20 protein-coding genes and 1 other RNA gene are annotated in these 16,641 nt (G+C 59.5%); 14 read left to right on the forward strand and 7 right to left on the reverse strand.

Annotated features, from left to right (window positions below):
- Window positions 1–6 precede the first annotated feature (6 nt).
- The 4 genes from J3R80_RS11965 to J3R80_RS11980 all read left to right on the forward strand — a co-directional run bounded on the left by J3R80_RS11965 (window position 7) and on the right by J3R80_RS11980 (window position 2,562).
- Window positions 7–876: a 50S ribosomal protein L11 methyltransferase gene (locus tag J3R80_RS11965; protein WP_275394018.1), complete on the forward strand. Its 870-nt coding sequence runs from the start codon at window positions 7–9 to the stop codon at window positions 874–876.
- A 97-nt stretch (window positions 877–973) separates the two neighbouring features.
- The gene (locus tag J3R80_RS11970) at window positions 974–1,324 is read left to right on the forward strand and encodes a hypothetical protein (protein WP_275394019.1); all 351 of its coding nucleotides are present in this window, start codon (window positions 974–976) and stop codon (window positions 1,322–1,324) included.
- Between the two features lie 201 nt (window positions 1,325–1,525).
- The gene (locus J3R80_RS11975; protein WP_275394020.1) at window positions 1,526–1,849 is read left to right on the forward strand and encodes a 2Fe-2S iron-sulfur cluster-binding protein; all 324 of its coding nucleotides are present in this window, start codon (window positions 1,526–1,528) and stop codon (window positions 1,847–1,849) included.
- Window positions 1,849–2,562, forward strand: coding sequence for a VCBS repeat-containing protein (locus J3R80_RS11980; RefSeq protein WP_275394021.1), 714 nt, complete (start codon window positions 1,849–1,851; stop codon window positions 2,560–2,562). Before J3R80_RS11975 ends, J3R80_RS11980 begins: the two co-directional genes overlap by 1 nt.
- Here the strand turns inward: J3R80_RS11980 and purD are convergent.
- A complete protein-coding gene (gene purD / locus J3R80_RS11985) occupies window positions 2,559–3,821 on the reverse strand; it encodes a phosphoribosylamine--glycine ligase (protein WP_275394022.1) in 1,263 nt (420 codons plus the stop codon). The genes J3R80_RS11980 and purD overlap by 4 nt on opposite strands.
- A 59-nt stretch (window positions 3,822–3,880) precedes the next feature.
- Here purD and J3R80_RS11990 point away from each other — a divergent pair, with 59 nt between their 5' ends.
- Together J3R80_RS11990 and xseA are read left to right on the forward strand one after the other, a co-directional pair.
- Window positions 3,881–4,513 (forward strand): hypothetical protein, encoded by a 633-nt coding sequence (locus tag J3R80_RS11990; RefSeq protein ID WP_275394023.1) that lies wholly within the window; start codon window positions 3,881–3,883, stop codon window positions 4,511–4,513.
- 1 nt (window position 4,514) lies between these two features.
- Entirely contained in the window at window positions 4,515–6,092 is a 1,578-nt protein-coding gene (gene xseA / locus J3R80_RS11995) for an exodeoxyribonuclease VII large subunit (RefSeq protein ID WP_275394024.1), read from the forward strand.
- A 95-nt stretch (window positions 6,093–6,187) separates the two neighbouring features.
- Here the strand turns inward: xseA and J3R80_RS12000 are convergent, their stop codons facing one another.
- A complete protein-coding gene (locus J3R80_RS12000; RefSeq protein WP_275394025.1) occupies window positions 6,188–7,135 on the reverse strand; it encodes a pseudouridine synthase in 948 nt (315 codons plus the stop codon).
- 71 nt (window positions 7,136–7,206) lie between these two features.
- Between J3R80_RS12000 and J3R80_RS12005 the strand changes: the two genes are divergently transcribed.
- A complete protein-coding gene (locus tag J3R80_RS12005; protein WP_275394026.1) occupies window positions 7,207–7,659 on the forward strand; it encodes a nucleoside deaminase in 453 nt (150 codons plus the stop codon).
- Window positions 7,660–7,662: 3 nt separating this feature from the next.
- Here the strand turns inward: J3R80_RS12005 and J3R80_RS12010 are convergent, their stop codons facing one another.
- The gene (locus J3R80_RS12010) at window positions 7,663–8,361 is read right to left on the reverse strand and encodes a metal-dependent hydrolase (protein ID WP_275394027.1); all 699 of its coding nucleotides are present in this window, start codon (window positions 8,359–8,361) and stop codon (window positions 7,663–7,665) included.
- Window positions 8,362–8,510: 149 nt separating this feature from the next.
- On the opposite strand from J3R80_RS12010, the gene gatC reads away from it, so the two are divergent.
- The 6 genes from gatC to rpmG all read left to right on the forward strand — a co-directional run bounded on the left by gatC (window position 8,511) and on the right by rpmG (window position 12,562).
- On the forward strand, window positions 8,511–8,798 hold the full coding sequence (gene gatC / locus J3R80_RS12015; RefSeq protein ID WP_191286528.1) for an Asp-tRNA(Asn)/Glu-tRNA(Gln) amidotransferase subunit GatC: 288 nt from the start codon (window positions 8,511–8,513) through the stop codon (window positions 8,796–8,798).
- Window positions 8,798–10,285 carry an Asp-tRNA(Asn)/Glu-tRNA(Gln) amidotransferase subunit GatA gene (gene gatA / locus J3R80_RS12020; protein WP_275394028.1) on the forward strand — a complete coding sequence of 496 codons (1,488 nt, stop codon included), beginning with the start codon at window positions 8,798–8,800 and terminating at the stop codon, window positions 10,283–10,285. The genes gatC and gatA overlap by 1 nt, the downstream gene beginning before the upstream one ends.
- A gap of 42 nt (window positions 10,286–10,327) precedes the next feature.
- Window positions 10,328–11,074, forward strand: coding sequence for a hypothetical protein (locus J3R80_RS12025; RefSeq protein ID WP_275394029.1), 747 nt, complete (start codon window positions 10,328–10,330; stop codon window positions 11,072–11,074).
- A complete protein-coding gene (locus tag J3R80_RS12030; RefSeq protein WP_275394030.1) occupies window positions 11,075–11,743 on the forward strand; it encodes an N-acetylmuramoyl-L-alanine amidase in 669 nt (222 codons plus the stop codon).
- A gap of 107 nt (window positions 11,744–11,850) precedes the next feature.
- An RNA gene (gene rnpB / locus J3R80_RS12035) (RNase P RNA component class A) lies at window positions 11,851–12,241 on the forward strand.
- A 153-nt stretch (window positions 12,242–12,394) separates the two neighbouring features.
- Window positions 12,395–12,562, forward strand: coding sequence for a 50S ribosomal protein L33 (gene rpmG / locus J3R80_RS12040; protein ID WP_012179442.1), 168 nt, complete (start codon window positions 12,395–12,397; stop codon window positions 12,560–12,562).
- A gap of 58 nt (window positions 12,563–12,620) precedes the next feature.
- Here the strand turns inward: rpmG and J3R80_RS12045 are convergent, their stop codons facing one another.
- The 3 genes from J3R80_RS12045 to J3R80_RS12055 all read right to left on the reverse strand — a co-directional run bounded on the left by J3R80_RS12045 (window position 12,621) and on the right by J3R80_RS12055 (window position 14,480).
- Entirely contained in the window at window positions 12,621–13,310 is a 690-nt protein-coding gene (locus J3R80_RS12045; RefSeq protein ID WP_275394031.1) for an SGNH/GDSL hydrolase family protein, read from the reverse strand.
- 66 nt (window positions 13,311–13,376) lie between these two features.
- On the reverse strand, window positions 13,377–14,150 hold the full coding sequence (locus J3R80_RS12050) for a Bax inhibitor-1/YccA family protein (protein ID WP_275394032.1): 774 nt from the start codon (window positions 14,148–14,150) through the stop codon (window positions 13,377–13,379).
- A 120-nt stretch (window positions 14,151–14,270) separates the two neighbouring features.
- Window positions 14,271–14,480, reverse strand: a complete 210-nt coding sequence (locus J3R80_RS12055; protein WP_275394033.1) for a DUF1127 domain-containing protein — start codon at window positions 14,478–14,480, stop codon at window positions 14,271–14,273.
- A gap of 123 nt (window positions 14,481–14,603) precedes the next feature.
- On the opposite strand from J3R80_RS12055, the gene J3R80_RS12060 reads away from it, so the two are divergent.
- A complete protein-coding gene (locus J3R80_RS12060; protein ID WP_275394034.1) occupies window positions 14,604–15,458 on the forward strand; it encodes a LysR family transcriptional regulator in 855 nt (284 codons plus the stop codon).
- Here the strand turns inward: J3R80_RS12060 and J3R80_RS12065 are convergent.
- Window positions 15,455–16,426, reverse strand: a complete 972-nt coding sequence (locus tag J3R80_RS12065) for an NADPH:quinone oxidoreductase family protein (protein ID WP_275394035.1) — start codon at window positions 16,424–16,426, stop codon at window positions 15,455–15,457. The genes J3R80_RS12060 and J3R80_RS12065 overlap by 4 nt on opposite strands.
- Between the last annotated feature and the right edge of the window lie 215 nt (window positions 16,427–16,641).

Raw genomic sequence — 16,641 nt, forward strand, 5'->3', positions numbered from 1 at the left:
GCTGTCATGCCCACTTGGACCGCACTGACCACTTTGGACGGACAGGATGCCGCCGAAGCCCTTGGCGCAGCGATGGAAGCGTTGATCCCCGAACCCACCGGCGTTGGCGTGTTCGAGGTCGAGGATGGAAGCGGCACGTGGGAGGTTGGCGGTTATTTCACCGAGGAACCTGACGCTGCCGGGCTGGCCCTTCTGGCAGCCGTGCACAAGGCGAAAGACTTTACCGTCTCGGAATTGCCCGAGGTCGATTGGGTCGCCCATGTCCGACGTGAATTGTCCCCCGTGGAAGCAGGCCGCTTCTTTGTGCATGGCAGTCACGATGCCGATAAGATACCTGACGGCAAAACCGCATTGCTGATCGAGGCCGCAATGGCCTTTGGGACGGGGCATCACGGCACCACACTGGGATGCCTGAAGGCCTTGGACGGGTTGGTCGAACAGGGGTTCGTTGGCAAGAATGTCGTCGATATCGGTTGCGGGACTGCGGTTTTGGCAATGGCCGCGGCGCGGGTTTGGCCCAATCCGGTTCTGGCCAGCGATATTGATCAGGTCGCCGTTGACGTTGCAAAGGCCAATGTTGCCGCCAATAATCTGGAAGAACGCGTCCATTGTGTCGAGGCTGCGGGGTTCAACGCGACCGAATTGCAGGAGGCGTCACCATTTGACCTGGTGTTCGCAAATATCCTGAAAGGGCCCCTGGTCGGCCTTGCCCCGGATATGGCGAAACACCTTTCTACCAAGGGTTATGCGATTCTGTCGGGCATCCTGAACCCGCAAGCGGACGAGGTGATTTCCGTTTATGTCCAGAACGGGTTCAATCTGGTCGAACGCACAGAAATTGTTGACTGGACGACACTGGTGTTACAAAAAAGTTAGTGCTTTTTACCCGAAAATTTGACAGATTTCTGGTCATAAACACTTTTTTGCCATATTCTGACGTGGGTGTATTTGATTTTTTATTGAGGGGAGGGTATTGAAAGTGACTGATGCACAAGTTCAAGACTTTCAAAAAAGGGTGCGCGGAATTAGCCGTCAGCACCGCCGCTTGTCGCAGGGTTATGTCCAACTGGTAGAGCGCGACGGGCTTTTGGTTCCCAGCAAACCAAGACTGCGCCGGGGCTTCCCAATTAAGGGGCTTACCCTCACGCTTGTCGGGTTCATGTTGTTCAAGGGATTCCTGTTCGGCCAGGTCGGTGCGATTAACTACAATGATCGTGTTGACCGACTGTCGAACGGGTCCATGATCGAACAGGCCGGAGCCTGGATCATGCAGGACGATCCAGTGACAACGGCCATTGCTGGTTTCATATCTAACCCGTTCTGACACGCCTAACAGGTGTGAAAACCCAGCCCGTTCGCGTTGATGCGTTTCGGGCTGGTTTTGTTTTGCACTGTGGTTTTCTCGATATCATTTCGATGCAGAACCACATTTTCCACGACTTCAAGCTGTCTTGACTGGCAAATCCCGTTGGTCTTGCCTATTTGCCTTGTTTAGAAAGGCCCGAGCAGGAACAGGAGGCGCCAGATGGCAAGGATTACCTATATCGAGCACAATGGAACGCAACATGTCGTGGATGTTGCAAACGGCCTGACCGTAATGGAAGGCGCGCGCGACAATAATATTCCCGGTATCGAAGCAGATTGCGGTGGTGCCTGCGCCTGTTCGACCTGCCACGTCTATGTTGACGCCGCGTGGGTCGACAAGGTGCCTGCCAAAGACGCGATGGAAGAAGACATGCTCGATTTCGCCTATGAGCCGGATGCAGAGCGGTCGCGCCTGACCTGTCAGCTGAAGGTGACCGATGATCTTGATGGTCTGGTTGTCTATATGCCGGAAAAACAAATCTGATGATTGGTCTGCGGGCCGCGCTGTTGTTCTTTTGTCTTGCGACCCCGTTGGCGGCGCAGATCACGGCGGCCCGTTATGTTGAGCGGACGGATCGTTATGGCCATGGGGCGGTTCCGGGCGGTGAATATGGCGCGGTTGAGGTCACACTGGTTGATGGCACACGCGTGGTTACCCACGCCACCGGCGGCGTATTTGAAGACACCGTCCCGCGCCTGCATGATTTTGACGGTGATGGCGCGCCCGAGATCGTGACCGTGTTCAGCGGGGACGATGTCGGCGCTATGATCCGCGTCTATTCGTGGCGCAATGGCGCGTTGGTTATGCGTGGAAGCAGCCCGCCTATCGGGACGCGCCATCGTTGGTTAGCCATCGCAGGCATTGCGGATTTTGATGGCGATCAGATCGACGAGATCGCCTTTGTTGATCGTCCGCACCTGGCGCGTCGGCTAACGCTTGTCAGCGTCATGCCCGGCGCGGAAGGGTTTGCATTCAAGAGTTTGGCTTCTGCCGGGGGTGTCACAAACCATAAGTTTGGAAGCCCCGTCATCGAAGGCGGTGTTCGAGATTGCGCTGGGGAATCGCCCGTCGTAGTCACCGCCAGCGCCAACTGGTCGCGCATCATCGAAACCCGTCTGGACGGGGGCGAGCTTATACTAACCAATGTCGGTCGTTATCAGGGACCGAACAGCCTGTCAGCGCGCCTGACCTGCTAAAGCGCGCGCCAGCCGATGTCTGAACGATTGAACCCTTTCGGCCAGTCGATCCCGTCGATCATCGCATAGGCGCGATCACGAGCTTCTTGCAAACTGTCTCCGCGTGCGGTGACATTCAGCACACGACCACCGGTTGCCGTGATCTTGCCGCCCACCTCGGTCGTGCCAGCGTGGAACACCATGTTGTGTGAATCCTCGGGCAGATCACTTAGCCCGTTGATCACCGATCCTTTTTCATAACTGCCGGGATAACCTTTGGCCGCCATCACCACAGTGATCGCATGGTCGTCAGCCCAGTTCACCTGCGCCTCGTGCAGACGTTCCTCGGCACAAGCCAGCATCAGGTCCAGCGCCTGCCCCCCCAGCCGCATCATCAGAACCTGACATTCCGGGTCGCCGAAGCGCACGTTGTACTCGACCAACCGCGCCCGTCCGTCCTTGATCATGAAGCCCGCATAAAGAACCCCCTGATAGGGCGTGCCGCGCTTGGCCATCTCGTCCACGGTCGGTTGCACGATTTCGCGCATGGCGCGGGCGGCGATCTCGTCCGTCAGAACCGGGGCAGGTGAATAAGCACCCATGCCGCCGGTATTCAACCCGGTGTCGCCATCACCCACACGTTTGTGGTCCTGCGCGGTGCCGATAGGCAGTGCGGTCTTGCCGTCGCACAGGATGAAATAGGACGCCTCTTCGCCTTCCATGAACTCTTCGATCACGACCTCTGCCCCAGCGCCGCCAAAGGCACCTCCGAACATGTCGTCGATGGCGTCCAGTGCGGTCTGAACGTCCATCGCAACGATCACGCCTTTACCGGCGGCCAGGCCGTCGGCTTTCACAACAATCGGCGCGCCTTGCTCGCGGACATAGGCCTTGGCAACCTCGGCATCGGTGAAGTGGCCGTAAGCTGCGGTCGGCGCATTCGCTGCGTCGCAAACCTCCTTGGTGAAACTTTTCGACGCCTCCAGCTTCGCCGCCTCGGCCGACGGGCCAAACACCTTGATGCCCGCTTCGCGCAGGCGATCCGCTACGCCAGCGGCCAAAGGCGCCTCGGGGCCGACGATCACGAAATCAACCGTGTTTTCCTGCGCAAAGGTCACCACCGCATCGCCATCTTCGATGTCCAGCTTGGCACATTCTGCAATCTGCGCCATGCCAGCGTTGCCCGGTGCAACAATCAGCCGGTCGCATTTCGGGTTCTGCATCACCGCCCATGCCAGCGCATGTTCACGCCCACCGCTGCCCAGAATGAGGATGTTCATGGATGCTCTCCCTGTATAAGTTGTGGGTGAAATACAGAAGCAGCAGGGCCTCGACAAGCATGCAGAATGAAAAGCTGTGGCAAGCGATACAGGAACACCCGTTCGAGCCGGGATTCGCGGACCGTTTGGCACGGGAAGAAGGGTGGAGCGATGCGTTTGCCGCAGGTGCGGTCGAAGAATATCGACGCTTTCTGTTCTTGTCGCAACTGTCCGATACACCGGTGACGCCCTCGGTAATCATCGACAAGGTCTGGCACCTTCATATGACAGACACACGCAATTATTGGGATGGGTTCTGTGCAAAGGTCTTGGGAAAACCGTTGCATCATGACGTGGGTAAATCAGCGGCTGATGACCTGCGGCATCGCGAACAGTTTCGCAATACGCGGGCGTTGTATGCCACCGTATTTGGTGAATCTGCGCCCGACACCTATTGGAAAGGTGAAGAGCGGAAAGACAATCCTGTTCGCCGTGTGATCACGCTTGTGGTTTGCGTGCTTATCGCGGGCGCGGCGATGACAACTGGTGACCGGAGCATTATGGCCCTGGGTCTGCTTGCGGCTGTTGTGGTTTGGGCGGTGTTTTCCGGTGTTCCATTAGCGGTGTCGAAAAAGACCAGTAACAGCGCGGCGGGCTGTTCTGGCGGTGGCTGCGGGTCGGACTGCGGCGGTGGTGGATGCGGAGGAGACTAAGATGGACCTGATTGACGATCCCCAGCCGGGTGAAAACACCCCCGAGTTCACCGTGTCCGAGATTTCCGGCGCGGTTAAGAAAACCATCGAGGGCGCTTTTGGTCGCGTGCGCGTGCGGGGCGAGGTCGGGCGCGTGATGTTGGCGCGGTCGGGGCATTTGTATTTCGACGTGAAGGATGACCGCTCTGTCATTGCGGCGGTCAGCTGGAAAGGGCAAGTCAGCCGCCTGTCGATCATGCCTGAAGAGGGGATGGAGGTCATCGTCTCGGGCAAGATCACCACCTTCGGCAGTCAATCGAAGTATCAGATCAACGTCGACGATGTCGTGGTCGCGGGCGAAGGCGCGCTGATGGCGATGTTGGAAAAGCGCAAGAAGGCACTGGCGGCGGAAGGACTTTTTGCGCCAGAACGCAAGAAAAAGATCCCTTTCCTGCCCGAGGTGATTGGCGTTGTCACATCACCGTCCGGTGCGGTAATCCGCGATATTCTACACCGCCTGCGGGATCGCTTCCCGCGCAAAGTGCTGATCTGGCCAGTTGCTGTGCAGGGCGAAGCGTGCGCCCCGCAGGTCGCGGCGGCGATCGAGGGGTTCAATCGCCTGCAACCAGGCGGCGCCTTACCGCGCCCCGACCTTCTGATCGTCGCGCGTGGCGGTGGCTCAATCGAAGATTTGTGGGGGTTTAACGAAGAAATCGTTGCCCGCGCGGTCGCAGCTTCAGACATCCCGTTGATTTCGGCGGTGGGGCACGAGACCGACACGACGCTGATCGACTTCGTGTCTGATTTGCGCGCGCCAACGCCGACTGCCGCTGCCGAACATGCTGTGCCGGTGCGGATAGAACTTCTTGCTTGGACCGAGGAACAGGGCACCCGCCTGACGCGTGCTTTGGAGCAAGGCGTCACTCAACGCAGCCAGCGCTTGCGCGATTTGTCCCGCGCCTTGCCGCGTGCCGATGCGCTGCTGGATGGACCGCGCCAACGGCTGGACACAGCGTCTTTGAAGCTGCCTGTCGCCCTGACCCAGATGACGCAAGCGCGACGCGTGAAGCTCAGCGAAGCCTCTGCCGGACTGCGTCCGCGCGCCTTGACCGCGCGCCTTGCACCGCTGCGGGATCGGTTGACCATGGCAACCAATCGTCTTGGCCCGGGCTTGTCGCGTGGCACGGCAGATCACCGCCGCGAGTTTGATCGCTTGGTCGCCCGTCTGGATGCGGGGCGCATCGTCCAAGCCAACCAGCAGCGACATCAAGTGCTTCAGGATACATCGGCCCGGCTGGACAACGCGTATCTCGCGTCAGTGTCACGTCAGAAAGACCGCCTGGCCGCGCTGGAACGGATGCGCCAGACGCTGGGCTACACTGAAACCTTGAAACGCGGCTATGCCGTCGTGCGGGGGGATGGAGATGTCGTGACGACACAGGTCGCCGCCAGCAAGGCTACCGCGTTGGAAATCGAATTCGCGGATGGGCGTTTGGCGTTGAGCGATGCTCGGCCAGATGCCGCAAGCCCAGCACCGAAACCGGCGCCTAAGCCCGGCAAACCCAAGAAATCAGACCCCGAACAAGGATCGCTTTTCTAAGCAGGTTCCCGCCCGTTGGGCGGAAGATTTCATGCCTTCGGCGAGGATATTTTCAGCCAGAAGAAGCAAGGAAATATCTGGCGTTTCTTCTGGCGCTAAATATCCCGGGGTGAGCGGCCACGGCCGCGAGGGGCAGCGCCCCTTTTGCCCGGTTTCCCCCCGCGCTTCGCAGGCGGCTTGGCCAGTGCGCCGTGATTGCCCTTGGCCGGACCTGAGCGTTTTCGCGCAGGCGTTTTCGCGGGGGCTTCCATCCCAAGCTGGTCCCGCACGACCCGTTGGCGGATCTCCTCGACCTCGCCCGGTTTCAACTCGCCCAATTGGAAAGGACCATAGCTGACGCGCAGCAGGCGGTTCACGGACAGTCCGACCGCTTCCATAGCGCGGCGAATCTCGCGGTTCTTGCCCTCGCGCAGGCTGATGGTCAGCCACGCATTCGCGCCCTGTTGCCGGTCTAGTGAAACGCTCATCGGTTGGAAGCGGTCGCCGTCGACGGTGATACCTTTGCGCACGGGTGCGAGTGTTTCTTCGCTGGGGCGACCGTTCACGCGAACACGGTATTTGCGTGTCCACCCGGTCGACGGCAGTTCCAGCTTACGCTTCACCTCGCCGTCATTGGTCAGAAGCAGCAGGCCCTCGGAATTCAGGTCAAGTCGCCCAACGCTCATCACGCGCGGCATGTCGTCGGGCAGTGACGCGAACACCGTGTCGCGGCCTTTTTCGTCCCGTTCGGTCGTCACAAGGCCAACAGGCTTGTAATACAGCCACATCCGCGGCGGTTCTGGGTCAGATAGCGGCATGTCGTCAAACAGGATGACATCCTTGGCTGTGACGTTCAGGGCAGGGCTGTCGATCACAGCGCCGTTGACCTTGACGCGCCCGGCTTCGATCAGCCGTTCGGCTTCGCGTCGGCTTGCGATGCCAGCGCGGGCCAGCACTTTGGCGATGCGATCACCCTTCGCCGGATCGGGCGTCGCGGCGGCCGGTTTTCTGGGCGCAGGTTTGCGGGCGGATTTTGGAACGGGGGGGCGCTTTTTGTCTGTCATGTCTTCGCATAGCGCGGGGCGGGGCAAAGGGGAAGCCTTGGCAAGCGTGCACGCCCAAGGCAAAAGGGGGCATGAGCAGGTTCAAAAGCCATATGGATGCCGCGTTGTCGGAAGCCCGTGCCGCAGCCGCGCGCGGTGAAGTGCCGGTCGGCGCGGTTTTGGTGTCCCCATCAGGCGATGTGGTCGCGCGGGCCGGAAACCGGACGCGAGAGTTGAACGACCCAACCGCCCACGCCGAGATTTTGGTAATCCGCGAAGGTTGCGCGCGTGCCGGATCCGAAAGGCTGCCCGACCATGACCTTTATGTCACGCTGGAGCCGTGCGCGATGTGCGCCACCGCCATTTCGGCCGCGCGTATTCGCCGGGTGTATTATGGCGCTGCAGATCCGAAGTCGGGCGGGGTGGCTCATGGCGCGCGTGTTTTCACACATGCGCAATGCCATCATGTGCCCGAGGTATATGATGGGATCGGCGCCGACGAAGCCGAGCTGATCCTGAAGGAGTTTTTTGCCGCCCGTCGCTAGGTCTTAGATCGTGATCGGCTTCAAGACCTCCGGTTCGATGACGTTCACATCCGGCAATGCGGCAATCAACTCGTCCGCTGATTGTGCAAGGATCGGGAAGGTCTTGTAGTGACAGGGAATCACGGTTTTGAAGTCGAAATACCGTTTCGCCGCATAGGCCACCCGCGCCATGTCCATCGTGTAATGCCCACCGGCACACATGATCCCGATATCGGGTTTGTGCAGGTCGCCCATCCAGTCCATATCCGCCATAATGTCGGTGTCGCCGGACAGATAGATCACATGACCTTCCCCCGCGATCATGAACCCAACCTCGGCCCCGGCACAAAGCGGGCGGTCGCCGCCCAGGTAATCGAAGCTGGTCGAGTGCGAGGCGTTCACCATCGTGACCTTGGCGCCGTTCAGGTCAATGGTGCCGCCCTTTCCGAAGCCCAGCGTCTCGCCCCCGTCTTCATTGCCCCAGAAAGTGGCCAGTTCGTGGATCGCGGCGATGGGGATGCCTTTTTCGCGCGCAATGGCCAGCGTGGAGGATGCGTGGTCGCCATGCCCGTGGGTGATCAGAATGTGGGTCGCGCCGTCGATGGCCTCGTTCCGGCGGTCTTCGGGAAACATCGGGTTACCGTCCAGCCACGGATCGACCAGAAGAACGGCATCCTCGATCTCGATCCGAAAGCCTGAATGCCCCAGAAATGTGATTTGCATGGAAAGCCTCCCTTTTCATCGTTCGGGGTCAGAGTAACAGCAAAACTGCCGCTGTCACCCGTGGGACAGTGCCGCAACCTGCGCACATGGCTTGCGGGCAGGGCGGGCGCACGCTAAACGATCTGGCGAAACACAGACCGGAGCATCCCATGTCGATCGACATCGAAACCGCGCGCAAGGTTGCGCATCTGGCCCGCATCAAGGTCGAAGACGACCGTCTGCCGGAACTGGCCGAGAACTTCAACGCGATCCTTGGCTTCATCGAGCAGCTGAATGAGGTGGATGTGGAGGGCGTCGAGCCGATGACCTCGGTCACGCCGATGCGTCTGAAGCGTCGCGAAGATGTCGTGACCGATGGCAACATGCCCGAGAAGGTTCTGTCCAACGCGCCCGATGCGCGCGAAGGCTTTTTCGCGGTTCCGAAGGTGGTTGAATAATGTCCGAGCTGAACAAACTGACAATCGCCGCTGCGCGGGACGCGATGCGCAAGGGTGACGTGACCTCGGCGGAATTGACCGAGGCCTGCCTGACCGAAATCGAAAGCGCGGGTGCCCTGGGCGCCTTTGTGCACAACACTCCCGATCTGGCGCGCGCACAGGCCAAGGTGGCGGACGAACGTATCAAGGCCGGTAACGCGCCGGATATGTGTGGCATTCCGCTGGGCATCAAAGACCTGTTCTGCACCAAGGGTGTGCCGTCGCAGGCGGCGTCAAGAATTCTGGAAGGTTTCACGCCGGAATACGAATCGACCGTCAGCCAGAACCTTCTGGACAATGGCACCGTCATGCTGGGCAAGCTCAACATGGACGAGTTTGCCATGGGGTCGTCGAACGAAACCAGCGTCTATGGCAATGCAGTGAACCCGTGGCGTCGCGGTAACGAGGATACCGCGCTGACACCCGGCGGCTCGTCAGGTGGGTCCGCGTCTGCGGTGGCGGCCGACCTTTGCCTTGCCGCGACGGGCACCGATACCGGCGGTTCGATCCGTCAGCCTGCGGCCTTCACCGGCATCACCGGGATCAAGCCGACCTATGGCCGCTGCTCGCGTTGGGGCGTTGTGGCCTTTGCCTCCTCGCTGGATCAGGCCGGGCCGATGACCAAATCGGTGCGCGATGCGGCGATCATGCTGGAGGCCATGTGCGGTCACGATCCGAAAGATTCGACCAGCGCCGACCTGCCTGTGCCGAATTTCGAAGCCATGCTGACCGGCGATATCAAAGGCAAGAAGATCGGCATTCCCAAGGAATACCGCATGGACGGTATGCCGGACGAGATCGAGGCACTGTGGGCCAAGGGCGCTGACATGCTGCGTGATGCGGGGGCTGAGATCGTGGATATCTCGCTGCCACACACCAAATACGCTTTGCCCGCCTATTACGTGATTGCACCTGCCGAAGCGTCGTCGAACCTCGCCCGTTATGACGGGGTGCGCTATGGCCACCGGGCTAAACTCGCGCAGGGCGACGGCATCACCGAGATGTATGAAAAGACCCGTGCCGAAGGCTTCGGGGACGAGGTGCAGCGCCGTGTAATGGTTGGCACCTATGTGCTGTCTGCTGGCTTCTATGACGCCTATTACAACCGTGCCCGCAAGGTCCGCGCGTTGATCAAGAAAGACTTCGAGGACGTCTTTGCGCAAGGGATCGACGCGATCCTGACCCCAGCCACGCCGTCCGCGGCCTTTGGTCTGGGCGAGATGGAAAACGCAGACCCGGTCAAAATGTATCTGAATGACGTGTTCACCGTGACCGTGAACCTTGCCGGGCTGCCGGGTATCTCGGTCCCTGCCGGTCTGGACGCGCAGGGCTTGCCGTTAGGGCTGCAATTGATCGGACGTCCGTGGGAAGAAGGCGATCTGCTGAATATCGCTCACGAGGTCGAGGCACGCGCCGGATTTGTGGCAAAGCCCCAGAAATGGTGGTAACGCAGGCGGGCTAACCAATCGGCCTGCCAGAAAGAGGGTTCTATGCGGTATTTCATTGGGTTCGCCTTTGTTGCGTCACTGTCTGCCTGTGCAACCAATGCCCCCGACAACCGGTCACCGGACACTGCCGTGCCGCGGGCCGAAGCGGTGTCGGGCGCGCCCTTGTCGGCTATGATCGAAGGCAGCTCGGTCACCAGCCAGTCGATTGACTCGGGGCAAGACAGCACGGCTGCGCCCGGTATTTCCGACGAACAGGATTTCAGCGCCGTGGCCGCCCGCGAAAGCATCGAAAGTGATGCGCAGCGTATCGAAAACTATCAGGCCGCCTATCAACAAGCCGAAGTCGTGGCGGTGCCGGAACGACCTGCAGGAAGTGGCGTGTCGGTTGTGGAATATGCGTTGTCGACCACCAACACCGTGGGACAATCAATCTACTCCCGCTCGGCCTTGTCAGGCGACGCGCGGGCACAGCGCAACTGCGCACGCTATACGTCTGCCGATTTCGCGCAAATCGCGTTTCTCGAGGCCGGTGGACCCAATCGCGACAGACATGGGCTGGACCCGGATGGGGACGGCTTCGCCTGCGGCTGGAACCCGGCACCGTTTCGCACGGCCCGCGGCGTCGTCGCAGAAGAAACGGTGGTCGAAGATTCTGGTATCAGCAAGGCAGACCTGGAGGCTGTTGGCATCACCACCGACGGGACACCCGCCTCGACGGACCTGACCAATCCAGCCCCGCTTCCGGGCGATGCGTTGAACATCTCGGGCGAAACCGTCGCGAGCGAATAGGTGCGGATCACGTCCCGCCCATCCCCGAATTTCGGCCCGCGCCGGGATGGGTTGGTGCCGTCTTTGATCGTCCTGCACTATACCGCGATGGCGGACCCGGACGAGGCGCTGGAACGTCTGTGCGCCGCTGAGCACGAGGTGTCCGCGCACTATCTGATCCATCGCGACGGACGTCTGTTTCAGATGGTTCAGGAAGACATGCGCGCGTGGCATGCGGGTGCAGGGACTTGGCGGGGGATGGATGATATCAACTCCCGTTCAATCGGTATCGAAATGGACAATGACGGTGCCTCACCCTTTTCGGAGCCGCAGATGTCGACGCTTGAAACCGTGTTGCCCGAGATCATGCACCGATGGAACATCGCACCCGAGGGCATCATTGGCCACAGCGACATGGCTCCGGGGCGCAAAGCAGATCCCGGCCCACGCTTTGACTGGGCGCGCCTTGCGCGACAGGGGCTTGTTGCACGCTCGGGCACGTCTGAACCGATTGAAGACCCCGCAATCGAAACCTTCCGCAGTTGCGCAGCCAGGCTGGGCTATCCGACCGATATCGACGATGCCACGCTGCTCACCGCTGTGCGCCTGCGTCACCGCCCATGGGGCGAAGGCCCTTTGTCACAAGAGGATTTTGCGGCCCTTCCCAACGTTTCGCATTTTCTTGTCTGAAATATCCCGGGGGAGCATGAGTTTCCCCGGAAACTCATGCGGGGGCAGCGCCCCTTCTGCCCTTGCGCCTTGACGCCATGGCCTAGCCTATCTAAGTCCAACTTTGCGCGGATGGCTGGATGACCGCGGGTGACTGTTGGGGCGTGCCCCTGCGTGACGCGAGGAAAGTCCGGACTCCACAAGGCAACGGTGCCGGGTAACGCCCGGCCGGGGCAACCCGAGGGAAAGCGCCACAGAGATCAGACAGCCTGCGCTTGCGCGGGTCACGGTGAAACGGTGGGGTAAGAGCCCACCGCGCACTTGGCAACAAGGGCGGCACGGCAAGCCCCACCGGGAGCAATGCCAAATAGGGATCGCGCGGGGGCAACCCCAGGGGCGTCTTGCCCCGAGCAGGTCCGGGTTGGCAGCTTGAGGTGCCTGGTAACAGGCATCCTAGAGGAATGGTCATCCAGGGTGGCAACACCCGGACAGAATCCGGCTTACAGGCCATCCGCGCATAATTTCACACCGACGGGGCGCCGCTTTGCGCATGGTTTCGGAACCCATGCGAATTTCCCGATTGCCTGTTGACTCGGGGGCCAATGGCGCTAAAAGGCGGGTTCCAGAGATTTACCCGGGCGGGGTGCGCCCACCCGATGAGGAGCTGATGACATGGCGAAGCCGACCACAATCAAAATCCGCCTGAACTCGACCGCGGATACCGGCCACTTCTATGTGACCAAGAAAAACGCTCGCACCATGACCGAGAAAATGGTTGTTCGTAAGTACGACCCGGTTGCGCGCAAGCACGTTGAGTACAAAGAAGGCAAGATCAAGTAATCTTGATCCCTTTGGATTTATGAAAAGGCCGCGCCGCCGGGCGCGGTCTTTTCGTTTGTCAGCCTTGGATATGCCGATACAGGGTGTCGGCGAACTGGCGATAGGCCGCGGGGCCGGGGTGAAACCCGTCCGCTGCCATGGCCTCCGGATCCAGCGACATGGTGAACGGAAGGTATTCGACGCCAAGCCCAACGGCTTGTTGGGCAAGGGCTGCGTCGATTCTTTGCGCCTGTCGCCCCAGTACAAGGCGCAATGGGCTGGGCAGCAAAGGGAACTGGTCCAGCGGTGGAACACCCGTGACGAGCACGCGCTGTGCGTGATGGTTGTCACGCAAACGCGCATATATCCGGGCGCGTGATTTCAGCAAGCGACGCAGTGGCGTTTGCCGTGTGACATCGTTCACGCCCAGCACCAGCACGGCAATGTCGACGTCGCCAAGGTTGTCGGGCCATTCCTCCAATGTGGAACGACTTGTGGCACCTGTTCTGGCATGCAACGACCATGTCAGTCGGTATTGTGTGGCAAGTTTCTTGGTCAACTGCCCCGCCAAGGCCTGGCTTTGGTGGTTCGCCCCGACACCGGCGGCAGAGGAATCACCGATGATGGCAACACGCAGGGGCGGCCCATCACCTGCCTGCCCGGCGCGCGGCCCCGGTGGTTCCGGAAGGCTTGCTGCTGTTCTGCGCACATGCAGCGCCTGCACGATCAACAAAGGGGCAAGCGCAAGTTTCAGAAGTCGATCAGCCATGAGCCTTTTCCAAGCAAAAAGGGCCGGTCCCTGAAGACCGGCCCTTTGATTGTTTGTTACGCCTGCTTATTCACGGTTGCCCAGAAACTGCAGCAGGAACATGAACAGGTTGATGAAGTCCAGATACAGGTTCAATGCACCCATGATCGCAGATTTCGCCAGCCACTCGCTGTCCATGGCTTGGGCATGTGCGATGTAATCTGTCTTGATCTTTTGCGTATCATAGGCGGTCAGACCTGCGAAAATCAGCACCCCGATCACCGAGATTGCGAAATGGAGCATCGAGCTTCCAACAAAGATGTTCACGATCGAAGCCACGATCAGACCGATAAGTCCCATGATCAGGAACGCACCCAATGCGCTCAGGTCGCGCTTGGTGGTGTAGCCGTAAAGGCTCAGACCCGCGAACGCGATTGCCGTGATCAGGAAGGTTTGCACGATCGACACGCCGGTGAACACCAGGAAGATCGAGCTGATTGACAGACCCATCAGCGCAGCAAATGCGTAGAAGAACAGTTGCGCGCCGGACGCAGACAGGCGATTGATCGCGGCACCGAAGGCGAAAACCATCGCAAGAGGGGCGAACATAACGACCCATTTCAGCGGCGACATATAGATCGCCTCGCCCAATCCGGTCAGATACTTGCCTTCGCTGATTGCAGCGGTCGCACCGGTCGGATCGGTGGTCACAGCAAGGCCGGCAATGGCCCAGCTTGCCAACGCCGTAATCAGAAGCCCCATGGACATCAGCCCATAGACCTTGTTCATATGGGCACGAAGCCCTTCATCGATTGCAGCACGGGTACCTACACCTGCGCGAACCGTATCATATTGAGCCATTTAGACCTCCAGAAAAACACAACTGGCGAGCCCCAAACGGAAACCGCCCTTGGCCTTAATATCGGCAAGGGCGGTCTGTTTTTCAAGAGGAATAGATAACTTGATCGGAAAGATCAGGTATCAGTTCCAGTGCGCTGGAATATCCCAAACGGGCCGGTTCGCTTCGCGATATGCGGCGTCAGGTGTCAAGCCGATGTCTTTCAGCAGGGTCGCGTCCAGGTTTGCCAAAGCACGGCGTTCGCGGTGGACTTCCCAAGCGTGGACCAGCCAGACCAAAGGCGAAAATGAGCGTTTAACGGTTGGGGTGTTTGTGCAGATCACAGCAGACATTTCGTCACTCCTTCGCTGAGGTTATGGTTGATTGGCATTGCATCAATGTTCTTGATGTTTATGCTGATTTAAGATCAATAAGTAAAATGAATGTTTTTGCTAAGATATATCAAAAGGTGTGATATGCCCCGAAATCTTGACCTGACAGCATTGCGCAGTTTTGTCACCGTGGCGGATGCAGGCGGGGTGACGCGGGCCGCTGGGCTGTTGCATTTGACCCAGTCCGCCGTGTCGATGCAGCTTAAACGGCTTGAGGAAAGTTTGGGGCGCCCACTTCTGGATCGTTCGGGCCGCGGTGTATCGCTGACCGCCGATGGCGAACAGCTGCTGGGGTATGCGCGCCGCATGATGCGCCTGAATGACGAAGTCTATGGGCGCCTGACCGATCACGCCTATGAGGGCGAGATCGTGTTGGGGGTTCCGTCCGACGTGGTCTATCCAGCGATACCGATCGTGCTGAAACAGTTTCACGCAGAGTATCCGCGTATGCGGGTCCATTTGATCTCGTCTTACACAAGCCGCCTGAAATCTATGTTTGCGCGCGGTGAATGCGACATCACACTGACCACCGAGGAAGAGAAGGACGCGGGTGCCGAAACTCTGGCCGCGCTGCCCTTGGTTTGGGTTGGGGCGCCGAACGGTCAGGCATGGCGCAGCCGCCCCCTGCGCCTTGCGTTCGAGCGGAACTGTATCTTTCGCAAAGGTGTTCAAAAGGCCCTGAATGCCGCAAATATTCAGTGGGAGATGGGCGTAGATGGCGATTCCACCCGCACGATCGAAGCCTCGTTGTCAGCTGATCTGGCGGTCCACGCGGTGATCGATGGCACCGTCCAGCCGTTCCTGGAGCAAATTGACCATGGCGGTGCGCTTCCCGATCTGGCTGTCACCCGCGTGAACATGTATGCGGCAAGCAATGCGGGTGGTCAGGCGATGCAGGACCTGCTGTCGATGATCCGCCGGGCGTTTGCCGAGCTTTAGGTTGAAGGTTGCATCGTTACGATCACCTTGCCCGTCGATTTGCGCTGCCTGAGCAGATCAAGCGCTTCGTCGGCGCGGTCCAATGGTAATGTGTGGCTGACATGCGGTTTGATCTTGCCTTCACCATACCATGTCAGCAACTGGCGCAGGCTGTCGGTTAAAGGTTTGGGTTGGAACTTCAGATACCCTCCCCAATAGAAGCCGATGAGCGTGATGTTCTTGACCAGCATGTGGTTGGGGCGCACGTCAGGCAGGTCGCCACTGGCAAACCCGATCAATAAGATGCGGGCATCAGGGTTGCAGGCACGGAAAGCAGCGTCGAATTGCTCGCCTCCGATGGCGTCATAGACCACATCTGCCCCGCCCAATGATTTTATTGTGTCGCGGATGTCCTGTGTCTCGGTATCTATCAGGTGATCCGCGCCAGCCCGACGGCAGACCTCCAGCTTTTCGGCGCCGCGCGCGCAGGCAATCACCCTTGCGCCCATGACTTTGCCGATTTCGACCGCCGTCAGCCCGACCCCACCAGCCGCCCCCAGTACAACCAGTGTTTCGCCCGGTTGCAGCCGCGCCTTGTAGTCCAGCGCCATATGACTCGTGCCATAAGCAATCTGGAAGGCCGCGGCGTCTTCGAAGCTCATGTTGTCGGGCAGGGGCAGGCACCGGGTTGCATCGAATACACCCTGTTCGGCCAATCCATCACGCCCAGAAAAGACCACAACTCTTGTGCCGGGCGCCGGCCCGTCGGTGTCGGGGCCAAGGGTTGTGACAATACCAGCCGGTTCCATCCCCAGCGAGAACGGAGGTGTGGGGGTGTCCTGATACTTGCCCTTTGTCATCAGCAGATCGGCAAAATTCAAGCCGCAGGCCCGAATGTCCACCAACGCCTGACCGGCGACTGGTGTTGGAGGAGCGATGTCAGTCAACTCTGCAGGTGTGTCGAAATCTGTGACGAGTAAGGTTTTCATGCGGCCTCCTTTTCGCAATTGCTTAGGTGGTTTTGACCGGAAAATCGAGCAAGATAGTAGAGAATCATCCGCTCGCCTCAGCGTTGTGGAGTTGCAAAATGCAAAACTTGGTGCTAATCTCCTTTTGCGTGTGCTTTCCCATTGGCGACTTTCGCTGTGGTGGAGGCGTGAAAACCAACCGTGAATACGTATATCATTCTGATATTAATATGTTT

The organism is Aliiroseovarius sp. Z3, assembly GCF_029105185.1.
Taxonomy (GTDB): domain Bacteria; phylum Pseudomonadota; class Alphaproteobacteria; order Rhodobacterales; family Rhodobacteraceae; genus Aliiroseovarius.

Coding starts and splice junctions, on each gene's coding strand:
- J3R80_RS11965 (WP_275394018.1), top strand. CDS start 7: ATGCCCACTTGGACCGCACTGACCACTTTGGACGGACAGGATGCCGCC.
- J3R80_RS11975 (WP_275394020.1), top strand. CDS start 1,526: ATGGCAAGGATTACCTATATCGAGCACAATGGAACGCAACATGTCGTG.
- J3R80_RS11980 (WP_275394021.1), top strand. CDS start 1,849: ATGATTGGTCTGCGGGCCGCGCTGTTGTTCTTTTGTCTTGCGACCCCG.
- purD (WP_275394022.1), bottom strand. CDS start 3,821: ATGAACATCCTCATTCTGGGCAGCGGTGGGCGTGAACATGCGCTGGCA.
- J3R80_RS11990 (WP_275394023.1), top strand. CDS start 3,881: ATGCAGAATGAAAAGCTGTGGCAAGCGATACAGGAACACCCGTTCGAG.
- xseA (WP_275394024.1), top strand. CDS start 4,515: ATGGACCTGATTGACGATCCCCAGCCGGGTGAAAACACCCCCGAGTTC.
- J3R80_RS12000 (WP_275394025.1), bottom strand. CDS start 7,135: ATGACAGACAAAAAGCGCCCCCCCGTTCCAAAATCCGCCCGCAAACCT.
- J3R80_RS12005 (WP_275394026.1), top strand. CDS start 7,207: ATGAGCAGGTTCAAAAGCCATATGGATGCCGCGTTGTCGGAAGCCCGT.
- J3R80_RS12010 (WP_275394027.1), bottom strand. CDS start 8,361: ATGCAAATCACATTTCTGGGGCATTCAGGCTTTCGGATCGAGATCGAG.
- gatC (WP_191286528.1), top strand. CDS start 8,511: ATGTCGATCGACATCGAAACCGCGCGCAAGGTTGCGCATCTGGCCCGC.
- gatA (WP_275394028.1), top strand. CDS start 8,798: ATGTCCGAGCTGAACAAACTGACAATCGCCGCTGCGCGGGACGCGATG.
- J3R80_RS12025 (WP_275394029.1), top strand. CDS start 10,328: ATGCGGTATTTCATTGGGTTCGCCTTTGTTGCGTCACTGTCTGCCTGT.
- rpmG (WP_012179442.1), top strand. CDS start 12,395: ATGGCGAAGCCGACCACAATCAAAATCCGCCTGAACTCGACCGCGGAT.
- J3R80_RS12045 (WP_275394031.1), bottom strand. CDS start 13,310: ATGGCTGATCGACTTCTGAAACTTGCGCTTGCCCCTTTGTTGATCGTG.
- J3R80_RS12050 (WP_275394032.1), bottom strand. CDS start 14,150: ATGGCTCAATATGATACGGTTCGCGCAGGTGTAGGTACCCGTGCTGCA.
- J3R80_RS12055 (WP_275394033.1), bottom strand. CDS start 14,480: ATGTCTGCTGTGATCTGCACAAACACCCCAACCGTTAAACGCTCATTT.
- J3R80_RS12060 (WP_275394034.1), top strand. CDS start 14,604: ATGCCCCGAAATCTTGACCTGACAGCATTGCGCAGTTTTGTCACCGTG.
- J3R80_RS12065 (WP_275394035.1), bottom strand. CDS start 16,426: ATGAAAACCTTACTCGTCACAGATTTCGACACACCTGCAGAGTTGACT.